This window comes from Campylobacter sp. 2457A (assembly GCF_020135895.1).
In the GTDB taxonomy this organism is placed as follows: Bacteria; Campylobacterota; Campylobacteria; order Campylobacterales; family Campylobacteraceae; genus Campylobacter_D; species Campylobacter_D taeniopygiae.
The window spans coordinates 1-18,154 of the sequence record NZ_JACHTO010000003.1 but is presented as its reverse complement, the minus strand read 5'-3'; the positions used below and the strand labels follow the sequence as shown (position 1 = coordinate 18,154).

At 28.7% G+C, this 18,154-nt stretch carries 19 protein-coding genes and 4 tRNA genes; 11 read left to right on the top strand and 12 right to left on the bottom strand.

Annotation, left to right across the window (positions count from 1 at the left end; genetic code table 11):
• Positions 1-184: 184 nt before the first annotated feature.
• Positions 185-940 carry a HugZ family heme oxygenase gene (locus H2280_RS01585; protein WP_337215471.1) on the top strand — a complete coding sequence of 252 codons (756 nt, stop codon included), beginning with the start codon at positions 185-187 and terminating at the stop codon, positions 938-940.
• A gap of 10 nt (positions 941-950) precedes the next feature.
• On the opposite strand, the gene prfA is transcribed toward H2280_RS01585, so the two are convergent.
• The 6 genes from prfA to H2280_RS01555 form a co-directional block, all read right to left on the bottom strand.
• Positions 951-2,018, bottom strand: a complete 1,068-nt coding sequence (gene prfA / locus H2280_RS01580; protein WP_337215470.1) for a peptide chain release factor 1 — start codon at positions 2,016-2,018, stop codon at positions 951-953.
• Positions 2,019-2,029: 11 nt separating this feature from the next.
• Positions 2,030-2,293, bottom strand: a complete 264-nt coding sequence (gene rpsT / locus H2280_RS01575; protein ID WP_137621647.1) for a 30S ribosomal protein S20 — start codon at positions 2,291-2,293, stop codon at positions 2,030-2,032.
• A gap of 78 nt (positions 2,294-2,371) precedes the next feature.
• The gene (locus H2280_RS01570) at positions 2,372-2,872 is read right to left on the bottom strand and encodes a phosphatidylglycerophosphatase A family protein (RefSeq protein WP_137623097.1); all 501 of its coding nucleotides are present in this window, start codon (positions 2,870-2,872) and stop codon (positions 2,372-2,374) included.
• Between the two features lie 9 nt (positions 2,873-2,881).
• Positions 2,882-4,039 carry a sulfate adenylyltransferase gene (locus tag H2280_RS01565; RefSeq protein WP_337215469.1) on the bottom strand — a complete coding sequence of 386 codons (1,158 nt, stop codon included), beginning with the start codon at positions 4,037-4,039 and terminating at the stop codon, positions 2,882-2,884.
• Entirely contained in the window at positions 4,020-4,904 is an 885-nt protein-coding gene (locus H2280_RS01560) for a response regulator transcription factor (protein ID WP_137623095.1), read from the bottom strand. Before H2280_RS01560 ends, H2280_RS01565 begins: the two co-directional genes overlap by 20 nt.
• Positions 4,901-6,016: a bifunctional 2-C-methyl-D-erythritol 4-phosphate cytidylyltransferase/2-C-methyl-D-erythritol 2,4-cyclodiphosphate synthase gene (locus H2280_RS01555; RefSeq protein WP_137623094.1), complete on the bottom strand. Its 1,116-nt coding sequence runs from the start codon at positions 6,014-6,016 to the stop codon at positions 4,901-4,903. Before H2280_RS01555 ends, H2280_RS01560 begins: the two co-directional genes overlap by 4 nt.
• A gap of 129 nt (positions 6,017-6,145) precedes the next feature.
• Here H2280_RS01555 and H2280_RS01550 point away from each other — a divergent pair, with 129 nt between their 5' ends.
• The 3 genes from H2280_RS01550 (at position 6,146) to H2280_RS01540 (ending at position 8,882) form a co-directional block, all read left to right on the top strand.
• Positions 6,146-7,252: an Mrp/NBP35 family ATP-binding protein gene (locus H2280_RS01550; protein WP_137623093.1), complete on the top strand. Its 1,107-nt coding sequence runs from the start codon at positions 6,146-6,148 to the stop codon at positions 7,250-7,252.
• 134 nt (positions 7,253-7,386) lie between these two features.
• Positions 7,387-8,400: an aldose epimerase family protein gene (locus H2280_RS01545; protein ID WP_337215468.1), complete on the top strand. Its 1,014-nt coding sequence runs from the start codon at positions 7,387-7,389 to the stop codon at positions 8,398-8,400.
• Positions 8,401-8,423: 23 nt separating this feature from the next.
• On the top strand, positions 8,424-8,882 hold the full coding sequence (locus H2280_RS01540) for a hypothetical protein (RefSeq protein ID WP_337215467.1): 459 nt from the start codon (positions 8,424-8,426) through the stop codon (positions 8,880-8,882).
• Positions 8,883-8,897: 15 nt separating this feature from the next.
• On the opposite strand, the gene H2280_RS01535 is transcribed toward H2280_RS01540, so the two are convergent.
• A complete protein-coding gene (locus tag H2280_RS01535) occupies positions 8,898-9,647 on the bottom strand; it encodes a hypothetical protein (protein ID WP_337215466.1) in 750 nt (249 codons plus the stop codon).
• A gap of 6 nt (positions 9,648-9,653) precedes the next feature.
• Positions 9,654-10,229 carry a relaxase/mobilization nuclease domain-containing protein gene (locus H2280_RS01530; protein ID WP_442862336.1) on the bottom strand — a complete coding sequence of 192 codons (576 nt, stop codon included), beginning with the start codon at positions 10,227-10,229 and terminating at the stop codon, positions 9,654-9,656.
• Positions 10,230-11,699: 1,470 nt separating this feature from the next.
• Between H2280_RS01530 and H2280_RS01525 the strand changes: the two genes are divergently transcribed.
• The 7 genes from H2280_RS01525 to H2280_RS01495 all read left to right on the top strand — a co-directional run bounded on the left by H2280_RS01525 (position 11,700) and on the right by H2280_RS01495 (position 14,427).
• Positions 11,700-12,452 (top strand): hypothetical protein, encoded by a 753-nt coding sequence (locus H2280_RS01525; RefSeq protein WP_137623104.1) that lies wholly within the window; start codon positions 11,700-11,702, stop codon positions 12,450-12,452.
• Positions 12,453-12,504: 52 nt separating this feature from the next.
• Positions 12,505-12,579 (top strand) — tRNA-Gly (locus H2280_RS01520).
• 8 nt (positions 12,580-12,587) lie between these two features.
• Positions 12,588-12,676, top strand: a tRNA-Leu gene (locus H2280_RS01515).
• Positions 12,677-12,693: 17 nt separating this feature from the next.
• Positions 12,694-12,767: transfer RNA gene (locus H2280_RS01510), tRNA-Cys, on the top strand.
• 21 nt (positions 12,768-12,788) lie between these two features.
• Positions 12,789-12,876 (top strand) — tRNA-Ser (locus H2280_RS01505).
• 77 nt (positions 12,877-12,953) lie between these two features.
• Complete coding sequence (ribD, locus tag H2280_RS01500) at positions 12,954-13,937, top strand: bifunctional diaminohydroxyphosphoribosylaminopyrimidine deaminase/5-amino-6-(5-phosphoribosylamino)uracil reductase RibD (RefSeq protein ID WP_337215511.1); 984 nt, start codon at positions 12,954-12,956, stop codon at positions 13,935-13,937.
• A complete protein-coding gene (locus H2280_RS01495) occupies positions 13,915-14,427 on the top strand; it encodes a hypothetical protein (protein ID WP_337215465.1) in 513 nt (170 codons plus the stop codon). The genes ribD and H2280_RS01495 overlap by 23 nt, the downstream gene beginning before the upstream one ends.
• Positions 14,428-14,431: 4 nt before the next feature.
• Here the strand turns inward: H2280_RS01495 and H2280_RS01490 are convergent, their stop codons facing one another.
• From H2280_RS01490 to H2280_RS01475, 4 genes are all read right to left on the bottom strand, one after another.
• Complete coding sequence (locus tag H2280_RS01490) at positions 14,432-15,796, bottom strand: L-serine ammonia-lyase (RefSeq protein ID WP_337215464.1); 1,365 nt, start codon at positions 15,794-15,796, stop codon at positions 14,432-14,434.
• 6 nt (positions 15,797-15,802) lie between these two features.
• Entirely contained in the window at positions 15,803-17,077 is a 1,275-nt protein-coding gene (locus H2280_RS01485) for an aromatic amino acid transport family protein (RefSeq protein ID WP_137623107.1), read from the bottom strand.
• 243 nt (positions 17,078-17,320) lie between these two features.
• Complete coding sequence (locus tag H2280_RS01480; protein ID WP_337215463.1) at positions 17,321-17,737, bottom strand: PepSY-like domain-containing protein; 417 nt, start codon at positions 17,735-17,737, stop codon at positions 17,321-17,323.
• 66 nt (positions 17,738-17,803) lie between these two features.
• A partial coding sequence (locus H2280_RS01475; protein WP_337215462.1) for a DUF4261 domain-containing protein occupies positions 17,804-18,154 on the bottom strand: 351 nt, incomplete at its 5' end.

Sequence of the window (18,154 nt, the reverse complement as noted above, 5' to 3'; positions counted from 1 at the left end):
TAACTCCTTAAGAGATTAAATAATGATAATGTATATCATAATATAAAGTGATAAATTTATCGTTTATTGTCTTAAAAATAAATAAAATTTTTGATTTTAAAAATATTAGATTAGTCCTTAAGATTTATTTAATTTGATAATTGATATCATTTTAAAATTAAAATTTTTAATAAAAGGAATAAAAATGAATCTAGAAAGCATTATTTCTCACATGAATGAACATCACCGATCAAATTTAGTCGATCTTTGTAAAAAATTTGGAGGTGTAAAAGAAGTTAAAGATGTGAAATTAAGTCATGTTGATTTTGAGGGTTTGGATATCATTTATAACGATGATGAAACCTTGCGTATTGAATTCCCTAAAAAAGCGAATGAAGAGACTTTAAAAGATACGATTATTTCTCTTTGTATGAGTGTAAAAACCGAGCAGGATTTTAGCGGAGTGGCTAAGGAAATTGAGGAATTTAAATCAAGTTTTAATTCTGTATGTTTAGCGACTTTAAGTGAAAATAATGAAGTTGTTTGCTCTTATGCACCTTTTGTAGCGACTGATTTGGGGAATTATATTTATATCAGTGAAGTGAGTGAGCATTTTAACAATATCAAAGCAAATCCAAGCAATATAGAAATAATGTTTTTAGAGGATGAAAGCAAAGCTGCTTCTGTGATACTTCGCAAAAGGTTGCGTTATAGGGTGGATGCAAATTTTATAGAAAGAGGGGAGCAATTTGATAAAATTTATGATGAATTTGAAAGACAAACAGGTGCAGAAGGCGGAATAAAAACTATAAGAAAAATGCTTGATTTTCATTTAGTTAAACTTGAATTCAAAAAAGGAAGATTTGTTAAAGGTTTTGGACAAGCTTATGATATCAATCAAGGCATGATTAGCTTTGCAGGAGCTAATGGAAATCCACATAAATTTCCACACAAACACTAAAAGAGCAAAATTATAAATTTTGCTCTTGCAAAGACTCGGCTTGATAATGGGCGATTAAAGGCTCGATAATTTCATCAAAAAGTCCATCTTGCATGATAGAGTCTAAACGATATAAGGTTAAATTTATACGATGATCACTGATACGATTTTGAGGAAAATTGTAAGTGCGTATGCGTTCGCTTCTATCTCCACTTCCCACTTGAGATTTTCTTGCTTCACTTTCTTGTGCTAAGCGTTCGCTTTCTTGCATTTCAAAAAGTCTAGCTTTTAAAACTTTCATGGCACTTTCTTTGTTTTTATGCTGACTTTTTCCATCTTGATTGACCACAACTATACCAGTAGGGATATGAGTAATACGAACGGCCGAATCGGTAGTATTAACACTTTGTCCGCCATGACCTGAAGAACGCATCACATCGATTTTTAGATCATTAGGATTGATTTGTATTTCGATATCATCTACTTCTGGCATAACAGCAACCGTAATTGCAGAAGTATGTACCCTTCCTTGAGATTCTGTTTGAGGAACTCTTTGAACTCTATGAGTTCCGCCTTCGTATTTTAGTCTAGAATAAGCCCCTATGCCTTTAACTAGCATTATGATTTCTTTAAAACCTCCAACGCTTCCTTCACTTGAGCTAACTATTTCTAATTTATAATTGCGATTTTCTGCGTATCTTGAATAGGCTTTTACAAGATCGCCAACAAATAAAGAAGCCTCATCTCCACCAGTGCCCGCACGAATTTCTAAAAAGATATTTCTTTCATCGTTTGGATCTTTAGGTAAGAGTAAAATTTTAAGTTCTTCTTCAAGTTTTGGTTTAGATTCTTCTAGAATTTTTAGTTCTTCTTTAGCTAGTTCTCCAAGTTCGCTATCATTAAGCAAAGCCTTGTTTTCTTCTATACTTTCTAAAGTTTTTAAATATTCTTTAGCCTTTAAAACAATAGGTTCTAAATTCTTTTGTTCTTTTGAGAGAGAAGTCATCTTTTCGATATCATTAATGATATCAGAGCTACTAAGAAGAGAATTTAACTCTTCATAGCGTTTTAAAAAAGGGTCTAGTTTATCAGCTAACATTAAAAATAAAATTATGCAATTTTATTAACTAAAAGAGCTAAGCGGCTTACACGGCGTGAAGCAGTTTGTTTTTTAAGAAAACCGCGACTAACCATAGCATGAATGCTTTTATTAGCTATTTTGAAAGCCTCATTTGCAGCGTTTTTATCATTTTTAGCAGCTGCTTCTCTTACAGCTTTTGTGATATTTTTAAGTCTTGTTCTATAAAATCTATTTCTTTCTGTTTTTTTAATAGTCTGTCTCGCTCTTTTTTCAGCAGATTTATGGTTTGCCATTAAATATTCCTTTTTTGAAATTTTAAGGGTTAATTATATAAGAATAAAATTTAAAATTTCATTAATTTAAGAAAAATTTCAAAATAAATCTATTAATTTTTTATCCCAAAATAAAAGATCAAATTTGATTAAAATTCCATAGATTACAGCGCTTAAAAGTCCAGCAAATAAACCCGCTGCCATATCATCTAGCATCACTCCTAAGCCACCCTTAACTTTTTTATCAATCTTTCCTATAATAGAAGGTTTAGTGATGTCAAACAAGCGAAAAAATACAAAAGCCATGATGAAATTTAATAAAGAATTCGATGCATTAGCTGCTATAGCACAAGCTAAAAAAACTCCCGCAACTTCATCAATTACTATGTGTTTATCATCGTGAATTCCTGTGCTTTTTTCATAATCATCAATCACACGTATGCTGATAAGAAAAATCAAAAAGCTAAGTAGTACTAATGTGGTGCTTCCTAGATATCTTAAAATAAAAAAAGCGGGGATTAAAGCAGCGATAGTTCCAAAAGTTCCAGATGCTTTTGGGGCGCAACCTGAATAAAAAAAAGTCAAGAAAATTTTTTGCATTATTACCTTTCAAACGATATAAGACATTTGATACGCTTCTAAAAGTTTTTGATAAAATTCTTCATCTTCTTTATCTTCTAAAATGCCATCTGTGGCAAAAAGATCGTTATATATTTTTTGAAAATTTTTAAAACGCTTTGGAAAGATTGAAGATAAAATCATACTTGAAATTTCTTTTCGCATAAAAAGCGCAGGTGGAATAATACCCAATCTTAATAAATTTTTCAAAGATTGAGAATTATAATGTAAATGATGGTGAAATCCATGCGGACAAGATCGAGTACTTACGATCATATGGCAAACATTGCAAAATACAAATTCAGGTAAAATAATCACTTCTATGCCGTAATCTTTGGAAAATTCATCCAAAATCGATTTGGGTTGATTTTCATCATAAAACATCCCAAGGCCTGTGTGATTTTGTCCTACCACAAGTTTAGTGCAGCCTAAATTTTTTGCCACTATGCTTTCAAGTGCAGGATTTAAATGAGAATGAAAAAGATCAATATTTTTTAAGGGAAAAACAAAGATTTTATCGGGTGGCAAATAATTTTGTATGAGTTTTTGCAAATATTTTTCTTTTAAATTAAATTCAAAGCCATCCTCATCAAAAGATTCTACTAAAAAGATCACTACTAAATCCGCTTTATCTATAGTCCAACGAAACATTCTTTCATGTGCTCTATGCAAAGGATCAAGATTGGTCACTAAAGCAGTTATTTTTTGAGCATTGAGTTTTTCTTTTACGAGTTGAAATTGTTGTTTGATAGTTTTTATAGGAGAATCATAGATTTTTATTTTTCCACTGATACAAGTTTTTCCATTGTTTTCTAAAGAACAGGTTCTAGAGCTGAAAATACTCGAAAAATTTTTATCATTTTTAAATTTATTTTTAAATTCTATATAACCTACTATTTTTTCATTACAAATGAGTTCGATTTTATCTTTTTCTTTAAGATCTTTTAAGACTTTTTCTGCATTTTTAGGAGCAAAGGTGAAAGGATAGGGAAAATTTTCTCGTTTTAATTTGCCAGTTTTTAAAATTTCTTTACTTTCATTTTCATCCATTAAATAATTGCAATTCCCTAGTAAACCTTCTTCTATAAGAGAAAGAATGCCTAATTCATTTTCATCAATTATGATTGTTTTATTTTTTCTTGAGGTCATATTTTTTCCTTTTTTGCCATAAGGATTTGCGAGAAATTCCTATTTTTTTAGAAAGCTCTGTATCAGAAAGCACATTTTGATAGTTTAAAACTATGTATCTTATATACTCATCAATAGTTAAAATTTCATCACTGATGATACCCTTTTGATCATCGTTTAGATCTATTTGATTGAATTTTGAATTTTCTATTTGAGAATTCGTGTGCAAAATTACAGGCTTATTTTTTATGAAATTAAATAAAATTTCTCTCTCTGATGTTTTTAAAATTTGAAGATTATTTAAAAATAAAAGAGAATTTTCAAAATGAAATTTCATTACTTTTTCGATGGCATTAGTAGCAGCTAAATCAATATAAGCAAATTCCATATTGTGTTCATAAAGATATTTAAAAACAAAAGCATCGGCTGAATTTTGGAGATTGGATTTTAAAATGAGTGGAAGTTTGATTTTTTTATAATTGTATTCTGGAATTTTTATCATTTTTATGCGAGATTTTATGTAGCTTTCATAAGTTTTATTTGCTGCTAAAAGCTTTCTAAAATCTTGATGGTGTTTTATTTTTCTTATTAGCTCTTCTATCATAAAAGGTTTTTGTATGTAATCACTAGCACCCATTTTTAAAGGCGTTGAAACTACATCAGTGCTTATATAAGAAATCAGTAAAATAATAATACTGTTTTTAAAATGTTCTACAGCTTTTAAAAAATTACTAGTATTAGCTGAAAGTAAGATAATATCATAACGTTTTTCTTCATTAAATTCATTAAAAGAATTAATAATAGTGCAATCATAGCCCATATTATTAAGTTTTATACCGATGCTTTGTGCTAAGTAAATTTCATTTTCTATGATTAAAACTTTCATAACTTTGTCCAATCAAAATATTTTAAATTTGCATTGCTTAAAACCGCTATGCCTTCTTTGCGACCGATAAATCCTAGTTTTTCTGTGGTAGTGGCTTTTACATTGATCCTGTGTTCGCTGATATTAAGGGTTGAGGCTATATTAGCTCTAATTTCTTCTTTAAATTTGTGTAGTTTTGGAGCTTCTGCGATAACGCAAATATCAGCATTTATAAGCTCAAAGCCGACTTCTTTGACTTTTTGATAAGCCTTTTTTAAAAGTTCCATAGAATCAGCATCTTTAAATTTCATATCAGTATCGGGATAAAGTTCGCCTATATCGCCTAAGCCAGCCGCACCTAAAATCGCATCGGTTAAAGAGTGCGCTAAAACATCGCCATCTGAGTGTGCTTTTAAGCCCATGCTAGGATGAATTTCGATACCGCCTAAGATTAAAGGTCTTGTTTGGCCAAATTCATGGACATCAAAACCATTTCCACAAAAAATTTCATGACTAGGTTTTGGGAGATTTAATTTAACTAAGTCTTCTTTAAAGGTTAGTTTTCTAGCATTTTCTTCACCCTCTATAAACCAAATTTTACCTCCTAAAGCTGCGATAGCGGTGCTATCATCCGTAAAATCAGAATTTTGCTCTAAGGCCTTTTTGAGTAAATTTGTGCGTGAAATTTGTGGCGTTTGAATGAGTTTGATTTTTTCTCTTTGTATGGCTTGTTCATCAAAAAGCGTGGTATCGCAAACTTTTAAAGCAGGGGTGATGCAATCTGCTTTATCGATATTTTCAAGCAAACGATCAAATAAATTTTTACTGATAAAAACTCTTGCAACATCGCTAACCATAACAAATTCTGTTTCGACTAATTCTAAGGCTTTTTTTAAAGATTGCGCTCTTGTGTCTCCACCTTCTACAATTTCATAATTTTTTGTAAATTTTTTCATGTAAGAAACATTACCAGAAGTAACAATTATCTTTTTAAACGGATAAAAAGAGCTTAAATTTTTTGTCGCATAAAGCCATAAAGGATCTTCTCCTATACGTAAAAATTGCTTTTTAACTTCCATATTTAAACGTGTAGAATTTCCAGCTGCTAGCATAATTAGACTTAATTCTTGCACTTTTGTTCCTTAAAATTTATAATTTTATCTATGTATATAATGTTACCATATTATACACTTACAAAAAGCTAAATTTTAGATTTTTATTAGTAAAATAAATTTTTAATTTTTTAAGGAAAGATTAGAATTATGAAAGAACAAATTTTAGAAAAACTCAAAAGCGTTAAATATCCTGGTTTTGAAAAAGATATAGTCAGTTTTAATTTTGTAAAAGAAGTTAAAGTAGAAAATAATGAAGCTTTTATCAATATCGAAATCGCTTCGTCTAATCCTGAAGTTTCTAATGAAATTCGCAAAAATGTTAGCGAAGTTTTATCATCTTTAAATTTAAAAAATATAGAAATTAATATCATCACACCAAAAATTCCTGAAGAAAAAAGCAATTCAAGAAGCGGTAAAAATATCGTTCCGCAAGTGAAAAATTTCATCATGATTTCAAGTGGTAAAGGTGGCGTGGGCAAATCGACCACAACCGTAAATTTAGCTATTTCTATGGCAAAAATGGGTAAAAAAGTAGGGATTTTGGATGCGGATATTTATGGGCCAAATATCCCAAGAATGCTTGGAGAAACCAAAACTCAACCTGAAGTGGTTGGACAAAGATTAAAGCCTATTTTAACTCATGGAATTTATATGATGAGTATGGGAGTTTTAATCGAAGAAGGACAAGGACTTATGTGGCGTGGTGCGATGATCATGAAAGCGATGGAGCAATTACTCGCTGATGTGATTTGGCCTGAACTTGATGTTTTATTTTTGGATATGCCTCCAGGAACAGGTGATGCACAAATCACTTCTGCACAAAGCATCCCAATCACTGCAGGTGTATGTGTAAGCACTCCACAAACCGTTTCTTTAGATGACAGCAAAAGAGCGCTTGATATGTTTAACAAACTTCATATTCCAATCGCAGGTATCGTAGAAAACATGAGTGGATTTTTATGCCCTGATAATGGCAAAGAATATGATATTTTCGGCAAAGGAACTACTGAAGAAATGGCGAAAGCTTACAAAAGCGAAGTTCTAGCACAAATTCCTATTGAAATGATCGTTAGAGAAGGTGGGGATGATGGAAAACCAGTGAGTTTTTATCATCCTGAAAGCGTGAGTTCAAAGCGTTATTTAATGGCGGCTGAGAAAATTTGGAATTTCATAGAAAAGATTAACAATGAAGGCGGTGCGGATAATTCTGCAATTCAGCCTATTATGAATGGAAAAAGCGCTTGTTCTCACTAATATTTAGGGTTATTCCCTAAATATTTTTTTACTTCTTATCTTTTTAAATCACTTTTAAATTTTTTTTACACCATTCTTAAAAAGTATTTATTAATTAATGTCAAAATTGTATAAGATTTTTTAGGAGGGTAAAAATGAAAATATTGCAAGAAACATTTGGCGAGTATAATGATGAAAAAGTGACGCGAATTCGTTTGATCAATGACAATAATGTAGAAATTTCCTGCCTTAGTATGGGGGCAATTTGGCATCAGTTTTTAGTTCCGGCTAAGGATAAAGAGCATCAAAATTTATTATTGAGTTTTGATAATATTAACGATTATTACTCAAATCCTCAAAATATTTGCAAATCAATCGGCAGGGTTGCTGGAAGGATCAAAAACGCATCTTATAAGCATTATAAATTGCCGCAAAACGATCATGGTAATACTCTTCATGGTGGGTCACATGGCTTTTCAACTTGGAATTGGGAATATTCAACTTCGGTTGATGAAAATGGAGCGAGTGTGACTTTTCAAAAAAAGATCGATGAAAGTATGGATGGCTTTTTTGGAGAGATACAAGCTAGTATTGTTTATACCTTGGATAATCAAAATAAAGTAAGCATTGTATATAGCGCAATAGGTGGCGAAGAAGATACTTTGTTTAATCCAACGTGCCATGTTTATTTTAATCTGAGCAATCGTCGCGATTTGACAACGCATGAATTACAAATCAATAGCGATCATATTTTAGAAACTGATGAGTATTTAATCCCTACTGGAAAATTTCTCGCTGTTGATAACACACCTTATGATTTTCGTCATTTTAAAAATGTAGAATCCGTGCTTAAAGAAATTAAAGGACTAGATACAGCTTATGTGCTTAAAACAAATTTGGTTGCCATTTTAAAAGATAAAGAAAGCAAGCGTCAAATTATCGTGCATTCTGATCGTAATGGACTTGTTGTTTATACGCCTGAAAAGATCGAAGGACAAAACATTTCATTTAGCCGAGATAAAGGCGCTTTGGCAAATAAAAATGAAGGCATTGCATTAGAGGCACAGACTTTACCTGATGCGATTCATCATGAAAATTTTGGTGATATTGTATTGCCACGTCATAGTAAGCAAAGCTACAATATATCATTTACATTTAAAAATGATTAAAGATATAAGTTTGGAGATTATTTTTGATAAAAATATGGAAAAGTGGTTTTCTAAACCTTAAAAACATTTCAAGAAAGGAAAAAAATGAAAAAAATTTAAAAGGAATTTTAGTCTTAGGGCTAATCAGTTTTTTAGCGGGGTGCAGTGATAGCTTAATAAAAGCAGAAAATAAGGATAATTCTCCTTTTTATAATCCAGCAATTGAAAAAATTAAAAGTAAATATCCAAATTGTGAAATTTATGATTATACTTCAATTAAAAACTTAAGTCATGTTGATTCTAAACTTAGAAATGAAATTGCCGATTTTTTAGCAGACTATGTTCAAAAAAATCCATCTGACGATAATCAATATTTCAATTATTTTCTATTAAAAAATAATGAAAATAAATATAAATTAGTCAATATTATTTGTTATAAGGAAAAAAATAACTCTGTAATTTGCGACCCTACTGAAGCAAAAGATAGTAAATACCTTAATTAATGCGGATAATCCGCATTAATCATAACTTCTATTCTTTAAATCATTTAAATTTTCATTTTGCTTATTATTAACCTTACCAAAATAACTAGAATTATTAATTTTATTGATTATATTTAAATCATCTTTGATATTTAAAATTTCACAACCTTTCTGATATTCTTTAATCAAAAAAGGATTAATCTTTTTAGTGCTTTTATTTGAAAGTTCTAATTTTAAATTTTTAAATCTCAAGGAAATATTATCCTTTAAGAAGTCCTTATTGCTTTCTAAAGTTTTAAGGTAGTTTTCGTATTCCCATACTTCAGAATTTGATTTTTTAAGCAAATAAATTGCATTATCTAAACTTTGAATTTTATTGTTTAAATTAAAAATATTTTGTTTTTTGCCGTTAAAAAGACTTAAAGAGATTAAATTTGCCTCCAAATTCTTTTTAATGGTATCATCTAAATTTTGATTATTTTTAGAAATAGAACTTCTAACTTTTAAGAATTCTTGATAATCTTTTTTTGATGAAATTTTTACATTTTTTATACTATCTGAAAACGTTTCTAATCTTTTTACATCGATTATTTTTTCATAAGTTAATTTATTTAATTCTTTGTTTAAAATTTCAATTTTTGGATAAATTTCTTTTAACTCTTTTATCTCATTTAAAATAATTTTTTCATTCTCATTTATTTTTTTATTATTAAGCTTTAAATCTCGCCCAATTTTATAAAATTTTTTATTATTTTTCTTTTTATATTGATTAAAAAGATTAAGCAAATTTTTTCATTCATCTTTTAAAATTTTATTCTCTTCATAAAAGAAATCAATTCTACTTTTTTTCTTTTCAATTTTAATATTTTCTCTCTTGATACTATTTAATAAAATTTCATTTAAATCATTTTTGGTTTCATACTCATCAAGGTATAAATTTCTTTTAATTCTTTGACATTCTTTCTTTAAATCCTTTTCTAAAATGGAATGATTATGATAACGCAAACCTTTGTTATTTAAAGTCATACTAAAATTATTTCTAACATCGTCCCAAAACTCTTTTATATCTTCTTTTTTATTGAAATGAATTTTCTTTTTTGTCAATATATTTCTTTTATTTAAAACTATGTGGGCGTGTGGATTATTTTGATGGGTATGTAAAACCATAACATACTTATAACCTAGAAAATTATTATCCATAACTCGCTGAACAGATTTTTTTAATATTTCAAGATTTTTAGGAGTAGCACTTTCTTTTATAGAAAACATTAAATGCCAAGCATCTTTTGCGTTTGCTGATTTAGAAAAATCATTATTCCAATCTTTTAAAACTTCTTTAGCTAAAACCTCTTCCCCTTTTTCATTAATCAGGTAAGGAGTATCATTATTTTTTAAGATATAGTTTATCGCTCTTTTCGCTCCAGCACTTGATAAATTACTTAAAAGTTTTACGACAACTTGTTTAGAAAAAGAGGATTTATTAAAATTATTAACATTGTTTTTTATTGAATAAGAACTGACATAATGATTAAATATTTTATTTCTATCAAATTTATCTTTTATAACAGAACTTGCTTTTCTAACTTTTTTTATTTCTTCGAGTAATTCTTCTATATTTTTTTTGCATTTTTTTTCTTAAAAATTTGTAATTTGAAATTGAAAAAATTATAGTAAAAAATATAAAACTTGTATAGAGGCAGGATAACCCTTTATAGTGGCTGTTTTTTAACTCAAATCCCTATTTTATAGGTCTTTAAACGTTAAAAAAGATTTTTTTGCAAAAAATAAAATTAAAAAAAACTTTTTTTAATTTTTGCTTTTAAAAAATAAATTATTTTTTTTCTAAAAAAAATATAAAAAATAAATAGAAAAAAATGATAAAAAAAACGATAAAAAAAATACATAAAAAATATTTTTTTGAAAAACTTTTTTTAATTTTTTACTCTCAAAATAAATTATTTTTTTTCTAAAAAAATGATAAAAAAACAAAGCACAAATAAAAGAAAAAATAATAAAAAATATGAAAACATAATACAAAATATGCAAAAAATATATGATAAGAAAAAGCATTAATAATAAAAATAGAAAAAACTACAAAGGTAAGAAAAAAACTTTTTCACAATAAGAAATAGAATCTTTATAAATAAATAGCTTTCTTTAATATAAATAAAAAACAAGCTAAAAAAATAATAAAAAATATGAAATAAATATAAATTTTATTTAAAAAAATACAAAAAAAATAAAATTTACTAAAAAAATAATTTAAAAAATCATTTGAATGATTTTTTTTGAAAAAAATTTATTTTTTTAAACTATGAAAAAATGATGCTTTGAAAGAGTTTTTTTTCCTCATTTTTAAAAAAAATGAAAAAAAATATTAACCCCCCCCCTTTTTTTTTTGTGGCTTTTTTATAGTGGCAGTTTTTGAAAAAATTTCACTTAAAAGTATGAAAAAATAGATATTTAAACGAGTATCATTTTTTGCAAAAAATCTACTTAAAAAAACTTAATTAAGTTTTTTTAAAAATAAAAATTGCGTTTAAATCCCTATAAAATAATTACTTTAAGATTAAATTAAGTTGAACAAAAAAAGGGTTAATACTTTATGTTATGATTTTGAAAGATTTGCAAATCAATATTTTTTTATCAAGGAAAAAATAATGAGAAAAATTTTTAGAAAATTTTTAACATTGTTATTTATGGCAATTCAGTTTAAGTTTAAAAATATTTATTATTTAATTATTATTTATAAATTTTTTAGTTTTAAATTTAAAATAAGATTTCAAGTTTTATTTGATATAATCATTTATTCAAATAACAAAACAATAAAGGAAAAAAATGTTGGCTTTTTTTAAAGGTTTAGGTGTAGGATTTTTATGTCTTTTACTTTTTGTAGCTGGAGTGGTTTTTAATGTTGAATTTTTAGATAAAAAACATTCAAATCAAGCTTTAAATTTTTCAAGAAATATAGAAATTAGCACTCATTTAAAACCTGATGAATTCTATACAAATATTAACTTTTGGGCTAATGAAAATCTTGATAGCAAAATCACCCTAAGCGACGATGAAAAAAAACAAATTGCAGATACTTTTAATCAAATCATACAACGTACCCAAAAAGATAATTTTTGCAGCGGGGGAAGTTTTTCTTTAGAACCTAATTTTTCTTACAAAGATGGCATACAAACCATAAAAGGACAAAAATTAAATGCAAATTTAGAATGCGTTATCAAAGAAAATGATCTTGAAAATTTCAACCATTTTTTAAATGATTTAAATACTATAGTTAAAAAAAGTTCTTTTGTGGGAGTTTCTATACCTTCTTTAGAACCTAAATTTTCAAAAAAACTTTTACAAGAAAATAAAGAAGAACTTTATAGCCAACTTTTACAAAAGGCCTATTCTTATGAAACAATTTACTCTAAAGATTTAAATAAAACTTGTACATTAAAAACCCTAGATACAAATTTAAATGCAAATATATCACCAAGATTTTTTGCTGCAAAATCCAATGATATGCAATTATCCTTGCCTGTTGTTAAAAATACAGAACAAAGCTTAAGCGCTACAGCATTATTTATATGTAAATAGCAAAATAAACTCATTTTAAGTTTATTTTGCTAGAATTTCATCTTTAAACTTTGCGGGAATAGCTCAGGGGTAGAGCACAACCTTGCCAAGGTTGGGGTCGCGAGTTCGAATCTCGTTTCCCGCTCCATATCACCCGCCCGGGTGGTGGAATTGGTAGACACAAGGGACTTAAAATCCCTCGGAATTTTTCTTCCGTGCCGGTTCAAGTCCGGCCTCGGGCACCACTTTCTAATTTTATCAGGGCGACATAGCCAAGCGGTAAGGCATGGGCCTGCAAAGCCTTGATCTCCGGTTCGAATCCGGATGTCGCCTCCAAAAAAGGCACAAAATCATAATCGGGAGATGGCTGAGTGGTCGAAAGCGGCGGTCTTGAAAACCGTTGAGGGTAACACCTCCAGGGGTTCGAATCCCTTTCTCCCGGCCACTAACTTCTTAAATACCACCCTATACAAAAACATAATAATATTATATAATCCTCTAAAAAGAATTTTAATGGAAACAATGAAAGAATTTTACATGCAATTAGCCTTAAACGAGGCTTGGAAATATCAATTTTTAACCTATCCTAATCCTGCAGTAGGCTGTGTGATTTTAGATAAAAATGAAAAAATATTAGCCATAAAAGCACATGAAAAAGCAGGTTTAGCACACGCAGAACTCAATGCAATTGCTCATGCTTTTAAAAGATTAAAGCCTGAAATTTCAATGCCTAAAGAAGCTAATACCTTGCATGATTTTATTTGTAAAAATCATCAAAATATATTTAAAGAAGCTATCGCTTTTGTTACCTTAGAACCTTGCTCTCATCAAGGAAAAACCCCTCCTTGCGCAAAGCTTTTTAGCGAACTTGGTTTTAAAAAAATTTTTATCAGTGTTAAAGATGAAAATGATATCGCAAAAGGCGGGGGAGATTTTTTAAGAAAACAAAATATAGAGGTAGAATTTGGCATACTCGAAAAAGAGGGAAAAGATCTTTTAAAACCTTTTTTAAAATGGCAAAAAGGGCAATTTAAACTTTTCAAATTAGCCCTTTCTATGAATGGATCAGCTTTAGGAAAAATCGTTAGCAATGAATTAAGCAGAACTTATGCTCATAAAATTCGATCAATCATAGATCTTTTGGTAGTAGGTGGTCAAACCATAAGAAAAGATAAACCGACTTTAGATGCAAGACTTTGTCAAGGAAAGGCGCCCGATCTTTGCATTTTAAGCCATGAAAAACTAGAAAATTTTGATCATAATATCCCTTTATTCCAAATTCCAAATCGCCAAATTTATACTCAAATTCCAGAAAAAGCTAGATTTTTAATGTATGAAGGAGGAGAAAATTTTTTAAAAAGTTTTAAAAATGAAATGGATTTATTTTTAATTTTTCAAAGTTCCATTTTAAATGATCAAAAAAATGTTACAATACCTTTAAATTTAAAACCTCTTTATAAAAATTTTTTAGGAAATGATACCTATGGCATTTATGAATCTGAATAAAATTTTTCGCGTAAATTATGATTTTAATTTCTTTAAAATTGAAAAGAAAAGTGATATTAAAAATATTATTTTAAAAGATTATATTTTAAAGTCTTACAAAGATGAACTTAATCCAAATGGGGAAACTTTTATCTATCAAGGAATAAAAGAGCAAGTTTTTAAGGAAAATGATGAAATTCTTATTTTAAATATTGGTAGAAAAATCATATTTTTTAAAAATTTAACCCAAAATTCAGACAATCTCGGAGAAATTCAAACAAAACAAAGTGTGCTTTTATCTTTTTTATTTTTTGGAAGCTTGTTTTTTGCTAGTTTATTTTTGATACAATTTAACCTAACCGATTTGTTTTTTCTAATTTTATGTATTATAGTATTAATCGCAAGTTCTATTAGCACTAATCTACTTTTTAAACATATCAATTTATTAAAAAAATTTTCAAAAGAAGAAATAAGAGAATTTTTAAAAAAAAGAAAAAATGTTAAAGCATAATGCTTTAACATACAGTTTTTAAATTTGTAGCAAGACCACCCAAAGAAGTTTCTTTGTATTTATAATTCATATCTTTACCAGTTTCATACATCGTCTCTATCACTTCATCAAGACCAACTTTAGGGGTTGATTGTCGAGTCATAGCCATTCTTGCCGCACTAATAGCTTTAATCGCTCCAAAAGCATTTCTTTCAATACAAGGAATTTGGACAAGTCCCGCAACGGGATCGCAAGTTAAACCTAAATGATGTTCCATTGCTACTTCAGCAGCATTGCAAGCTTTGAAGGCATTAGCACCCAAAACCGTAGCCATTGCGGCAGCAGCCATAGAACTTGCACTACCAATTTCAGCTTGACATCCAGCTTCGGCTCCACTAATACTTGCATTTTTCTTATACAATGAACCAATTAACATAGCTGCTAATAAGAAATTTACAGCTTGATCATCATTAAAACCTATAGTATGATTTTTAAGATAAAGCATAACAGCAGGAACAACTGCACAAGCCCCATTCGTAGGAGCTGTAACTACTCTAGCACCACTTGCATTTTCTTCTGCAACTGCAAGTGCATATAATGAAATGAAATCAATTATTCCCATAGGATCAGCTGTCATAGAAATACGCTCATGTAAGCCTTTAGCTCTGCGTTTTAAATTAAGCTTTCCAGGCAAATACTCTTCGGTAGGATGAATTCCATTATAATAAACTTCTTGCATCACTTCCCAAATTTCAAGGCAATAAGACCTAATCTCTTCTTTTGTATGAAATTGCAATTCATATTGATAAGAAAGCTCTGCCAAATTCCAATTATTTTTCTCGCAAAATTCAAGAACTTCTTTAGCACTATTAAGCTCTATTTCATTTTTACTTGATAAGTTTTGACCTGAATTCTTATTTCTTTTTTCTAATTCTGCAGCAGTTAAAACAAAACCACCTCCTACAGAATAATAAGTTTCTTCATCAACAAGTTCCTCTTTTTCATTAAAAGCTTTAATTTGCATTCCATTTTCATGCAAAGGTAAAAAATCTTTAGAAAAAATCAAATCTCTTTCATAATTGAAATTTAATTCTTTTTCTCCACATAGATTGATTTTACCTTTTTCTAAAGCGTTTTTATTGGCTTCTTCTTGTATAGAGGCGCTTAAATTTTTAGCTTCTAAGCCATTTAAGCCCCAAATTACAGCCTTATCACTTAAGTGTCCTTTGCCAGTTAAAGACAAAGAACCATAAAGAGTAACTTGAATTTTAGTTATTTCATCAAGTCTTTTCGCAATCTTTTTACAAAATAAATTTCCAGCAAGCATAGGTCCTAAGGTATGTGAAGATGAAGGACCTACCCCTATTTTAAAAATACTTAAATTACTCATCATATCCTACTTTACAAAATATTCTAAAATAAGATTATGCACAACAGCCGAAATTGCTACTATTCCCATAATAGCAATAAAAATATCTAAAGCTTTACTACGGAATTTTGCCAAAATATCAAAACGATAAATGCAATAAATTGGCATTAAGAAAAGCAATATCGCCAAAACAGGACCACCTATAGTCTCGATAATACCTATAACACTTGGATTTTCATAAGCCACATACCAAGCAATAGCAAAAGTGATAATCGCTGTTAAAGTTTGAGCTAATTTACCTTGAATTTTTCCATTACTTGCCTTGTATAAAATACCATTTAAACCTTCTTGAGAACCAAGATAATGTCCTAAGAAACTTTTACTGATCGCAACAAGAGCAACAATAGGCCCAACATAGGTTAAAACAGCTACTTGAGGGAATTTATTTGCGATAAAAGTTAAAATATTAACATTTTGAGCTTTTGCAGAAGCAAATTCTGCAGGAGTAAAAGTCAAAGCACAAGAAAAAATAAAAAACATAACCACAAAAACCATTAAAACTACCGCTGAAGAAATAATTCTTCTAGCACGAAACTCTGCATCATCGCCATATTCTTTTTTGCAAAAACACGCTAAAGATGAAATAATAGGAGAATGGTTAAAACTAAATACCATAACAGGAATTACAAGCCATAAAGTCACCCAAAAATTACTTGTTTGAAATACTGAAAAATCTATATTTGTAAATAAAGCTGTATTCCATTGAGGAATTAAAAGCAACGAAAGGATAAATAAAAATATAATGAAAGGGAAAACAAGAAAACTCATAGCTCTAGTAACCACACCTTCACCAAAAATTGAAACAAGAACTAAAGCACCTACAACTAAAAAGCTTATCCATATACGAGCCCCATGAAGTGTTGCTGCATCATAATGAAACTGATTGATTAAAAATTCAATCAAAGTCGTTGTAAGATTTGCACTATAAACAAGCAAAATAGGCAAAATAGCAAAAAAATACAATACAGTGATTAAAAATCCACCGCCTTTACCAAAATAACTTTCTGCAACAAAAGTAATATCATCTTTTGGATTAGAACTTGAAAGAACAAAACGACATAGATTTCTATGAGCTAAATAAGTCATAGGAAAAGCTAAAACAAGTATAACTAGCAAGGGAATCAATCCACCAAGTCCTGCACTTATAGGTAGCAAAAGGACACCTGCGCCAATTGCTGTTCCAAAAAGAGATAACACCCACCTTATATCGTGGCTGGTCCATGTATTGTTAGAAGTATTCATCTGTTTTTCCTTTTTTTAACGATAAAATAAGTGAATCATTATATCAGATTTTTGTAAATATTACAGATATTTTTATTATATAATTAATTTTTACGAAATATTTTATTAATTAAAAATTAATAAATCAGTAGAATTTTAAGATGATCAAAGTATTATATTGAAGTATATAAAAATATTCTTTTGGTTTTAATTAAAATATTTGAAAAAAATCAAATATTTTAATTATTTTTTAACACTTTATAATTAGTGATCCATTTTTTGCCCTAAGATATTGCCTTGAGCATCTGTATATATTTTCATATAATTATTTAATTCAAATTTATATCCATTCACTTCTTTACTCACCTCTAAAATTTGTGCGTTTGATGAAGTGCTTATCTTAGACATAATGTTTGGCAAAATACTGTTAGGCAATGCCTGATATTTTCCATCCACTTCTTTCCATTCCCCATTGATCATAAAATCTATCTCTGTCCCATTATTTAAAGTTACATCAAAAGAATCAATATCTTTTTTAACTAAAGCAATTTGAGCATTTTTAAAATTTGTAGCAATAAATTCTTGCGCATTTTTTGGAAGAGTATTAGCAGGAACAATAATATCTTTAGCTAAAAGCACTGTAGCTCCTAATAAAGCCGCTAAACCTAATTTTATTTTCATTTTTTCTCCTTTTTTTTGTTTTGGTTGCAAGAATTAAATCTAATTTTTGTGAAGTTAATGTGAAGTCTAAAAATTTATTTTTAGACTATCTCCTTCAACACTCACTCCTTTACTTTTTGAAAAACTGATATTTTTGCCATCTTCAAATTTCAAAGTATCTAAATCTTTTAATTCGATATCGTAAGTTAAAATATGTAAAATAATATCATACAAAGAAAAAAACAATTCCTTTTCATCCATTTTACTTTCATAAACCTCAAATTCCAAACGATTAAAATTTCTTAGTCCATAAGTATAAGCATTAACTCCATTTTTATAAGGATATACACTTACATAAACCCAATTATAAACTGGCAAACGATTTTCTTTTAACATGTTGGCATTTTCTATATAAAATTTAGGTTCTAAAACAACCCC